The organism is Kamptonema animale CS-326, assembly GCF_028330895.1.
In the GTDB taxonomy this organism is placed as follows: Bacteria; Cyanobacteriota; Cyanobacteriia; order Cyanobacteriales; family Microcoleaceae; genus Kamptonema; species Kamptonema formosum.
This window is the reverse complement of the sequence record NZ_JAQMUA010000048.1, coordinates 1-3,192: the sequence shown is the minus strand read 5'-3', so window position 1 is coordinate 3,192 and position 3,192 is coordinate 1. Positions and strand designations below refer to the sequence as shown.

The window sequence follows — 3,192 nt, the reverse complement described above, 5'->3', positions numbered from 1 at the left end:
GGCGCGATCGCGCCCACTCTACTACATTTAACTGAACTGCTTACCCACATCAAGATTGAAAAGCGTTTGCAAAGTCTGCATCGCTTGGCGGCGCACCTCAATATCTTGCTGTGCTCGCAACTGCACCATCGGATCGTGTAAAATCTTATTTACAATCCCCCTAGTCAAAGCCTCAATCACTTCTTGATGTTTTTCTGCAAATTCAGAACCCAAACGGGATAAAGCCTTTTCTAACTCTTGTTCGCGAATCGATTCAATCTTATCCCGCAAGCAGCTAATAGTTGGAACCGTCTCCAAACTCCGCCACCAGACATCAAACGCTGCTATTTCCTCTTCTAATAAACCCTCAGCTTCCTGAGCCATCTTGCGGCGAGTTTCATGATTTTGAGCTACAACAGCTTTCAGGTCATCTACATTAAACGCTCTCACGTTCGGCAAGTCATTAACATCAGCATCAACGTTACGCGGAACCGAAATATCCACCAACATTAAAGACTGACTCAGACCTAAAACTGCTTCTAATTTAGCTTTATTTAACAGCGGGTCTGTTGAGGCTGTACTGGTAAAAACCAAATCCGACGCAGCAATAACTTGCATCATTTCCGACAGCGGATAAAGGTGCAATGGCGCTTCCTTAAATTGACTTGCCAACTCTTCCGAGCGCCGCACAGAACGGTTGATAATCGAAATTTCGCTAGCACCTTTTGATAGCAAATGCTGCACCAAAAGCCGGGACATTTTACCAGCACCGAGAATCGCTATCTTACTAGAGGCTAAATTTTTGCCCTTCATTTGAGCTAGTTCCGCCGCCGCAGAACTAATAGAAACAGCACCAGTACCAATGCTAGTTTCTGTGCGAACTCGCTTTCCTGCTGTGAGCGCCTGCTTAAACAAGCGTTCTAGAATGCGACCAATTCCTTTATACTGCTGTGCGAGTTTATGAGTTTGTTTCACCTGAGCTAAAATTTGCCCTTCTCCCAGCACTAAGCTATCGAGTCCTGCGGCAACTCGCATCAGGTGCATAACTGCATCTTCGTGCAGCAACATGAACAAGTGAGGTCGTAAAGAAACCAGAGGCAATTTGCTCGACTCAGATAGAAATTGAGTAACTTCTCTAATTCCCGGTTCTGTGTCACTGGTGACTATATAAATCTCTAACCGATTGCAAGTGCTGAGAATAGCAACTTCTTCAACGTGAGGATAACCGCAAAGTTGTGCGATCGCGCTTTCTATTTTTGTTTCGGGAATGCTCAGTTTTTCCCGAACTTCCACTGGCGCTGTTTTATGGCTAAGACCTATGACTGCAATATTCATTTGCTAATGGTTAATTGCTAATGGTTAATTGCTAATTTGTTAATGGTTGGTTGTTAGTTGTTAGTTGTTAGTCGTTGGTTGTTAGTTGACTGCTAATTATTGATGACTGTTGTTGATTAATAATTATTGATGCTTGCTAACTGTTAATTATTGATGGTCAGCAATAGCCAACAACTACTAGCGTACCATCAACAACTAACCATTAACAATTAACCATCAACAACTAACCATTAACAATTAACCACTAACAACTAACAACTAACAATTACTTCAATTGCAGTGCCTTCGGTTCATCAAACATATGGATTGTATCCACAAACCGAGCTGTTTTTGACTGAGAAGAAATTACCAAGCTTTGGGTGCGTGCGCCGCCTGCAAAGAAGCGTACACCTTCCATCAGTGTACCAGGAGTGATGCCGCAGGCTGCAAACAAGACTGTTTCGCCAGATGCTAACTCTTCGGCATTGTAAACCTTGTCTGGGTCTGTGATACCCATTTCTTTCAGCCGCTTAAGATTACCCTCTTTACTTTCACCGATCAAGCCAGTTTTTACAACGTCTGGATCGTAGATAAGCTGACCTTGGAAGTGACCGCCCAAACAGCGCATCGCCGCTGCTGAGATCACGCCTTCAGGTGCAGCACCAATTCCCATCAGTGCGTGGATGTTTGTACCGGAAAATGCACAAGAAATTGCAGCAGAAACGTCGCCGTCGCTGATCAAGCGCACTCTTGCACCTGCTTCGCGAATTTCATTGATCAAGTCTTTGTGCCGAGGGCGATCCATTACCACCACCACCAAGTCGGAGATGGCGCGATTCATGCAATCTGAAATAATTTTCAGGTTTTCGGTAGCTGACTTATTAATATCTACATGATTGCGGGCAACTGCTGGAGCTGCTAGCTTTTTCATGTAGAAATCAGGCGCTGCAAACAAACCACCTTTTTCGGAGATTGCCAGCACTGCCATTGACCCGTTTTGACCGTAGGCCACTAGGTTAGTGCCTTCGCAGGGGTCAACGGCGATGTCAATTTCCATCAGTTCATCGGGGTTACAAAAATCTTTGGCATTTTCCTGGGTGCAAATGCCGACTTGTTCGCCGATATAAAGCATGGGAGCATCATCGCGTTCGCCTTCGCCGATGACGATGCGACCGCGCATATGAATTTTGTTCATGCGATCGCGCATAGCTGTTACGGCTACCTGGTCGGCTTCATTCTTGTCGCCTTTACCCATCAAGCGAGATGACGCGATCGCAGCCAGCTCAACTACCTCAATAATCTCTAAACCGATTACATTATCCACGAAGTATATCCTCCCAATTAAGTCGTCCGTGCCTGTATTCTCTAGCACTCCCAGTGTTAAAGTCTATCAGAGGCGGGGATCTCGTTAACGTTGGGGTTTACTTCAGTTTGTGTTAAGTTTTGCTGCTGACTATGGATTGGCGGGGAAAACTGAGGAATCGAGACATAAGTGATATAATATACAGTCCGAGATCGGTGTGTTTCCAGCGGTACTGTCAGATTGGAGAGCCATGAGCAGCAGCGTTTTAGTCATTAGCGACGAGCAATTTGAAACCGAAGTTTTGAAAGCAGAGCAACCTGTTTTAGCATATTTTTGGGCTGCTTGGTGCGGCCCTTGCAAGTTGGTTGCACCTTCTGTGGACTGGGTAGCCTCCAACTATAGCGATCGCCTCAAGGTCGTTAAGATGGAAATAGACCCCAATCCCATTGCTGTTAAGCAGTACAAGGTTGAAGGAGTGCCAGCTCTCAGACTCTTTAAGGGCTCTGAGGTGGTTGCCGTCTACGAGGGCGCTATTACTAAGCAAAAGTTAGCGGCAATGCTCGACGAGCACGTATGAGAAGGGGCTAGGGGCTAGG

Annotated in this window: 3 protein-coding genes; 1 reads left to right on the top strand and 2 read right to left on the bottom strand. The window is 45.7% G+C overall.

Annotated elements, in window-relative coordinates; translation table 11 throughout:
• Window positions 1-27 precede the first annotated feature (27 nt).
• Window positions 28-1,314 carry a glutamyl-tRNA reductase gene (locus tag PN499_RS03040; RefSeq protein ID WP_272030216.1) on the bottom strand — a complete coding sequence of 429 codons (1,287 nt, stop codon included), beginning with the start codon at window positions 1,312-1,314 and terminating at the stop codon, window positions 28-30.
• A 265-nt stretch (window positions 1,315-1,579) separates the two neighbouring features.
• The gene (gene glpX / locus PN499_RS03035; RefSeq protein WP_007355648.1) at window positions 1,580-2,617 is read right to left on the bottom strand and encodes a class II fructose-bisphosphatase; all 1,038 of its coding nucleotides are present in this window, start codon (window positions 2,615-2,617) and stop codon (window positions 1,580-1,582) included.
• 229 nt (window positions 2,618-2,846) lie between these two features.
• Between glpX and PN499_RS03030 the strand changes: the two genes are divergently transcribed.
• Window positions 2,847-3,173, top strand: coding sequence for a thioredoxin family protein (locus PN499_RS03030; RefSeq protein ID WP_272030214.1), 327 nt, complete (start codon window positions 2,847-2,849; stop codon window positions 3,171-3,173).
• Window positions 3,174-3,192 lie beyond the last annotated feature (19 nt).

Excerpts from the sequence above, each read along its gene's own strand:
- PN499_RS03040 (WP_272030216.1), bottom strand. The coding sequence starts at position 1,314 with ATGAATATTGCAGTCATAGGTCTTAGCCATAAAACAGCGCCAGTGGAA.
- PN499_RS03030 (WP_272030214.1), top strand. The coding sequence starts at position 2,847 with ATGAGCAGCAGCGTTTTAGTCATTAGCGACGAGCAATTTGAAACCGAA.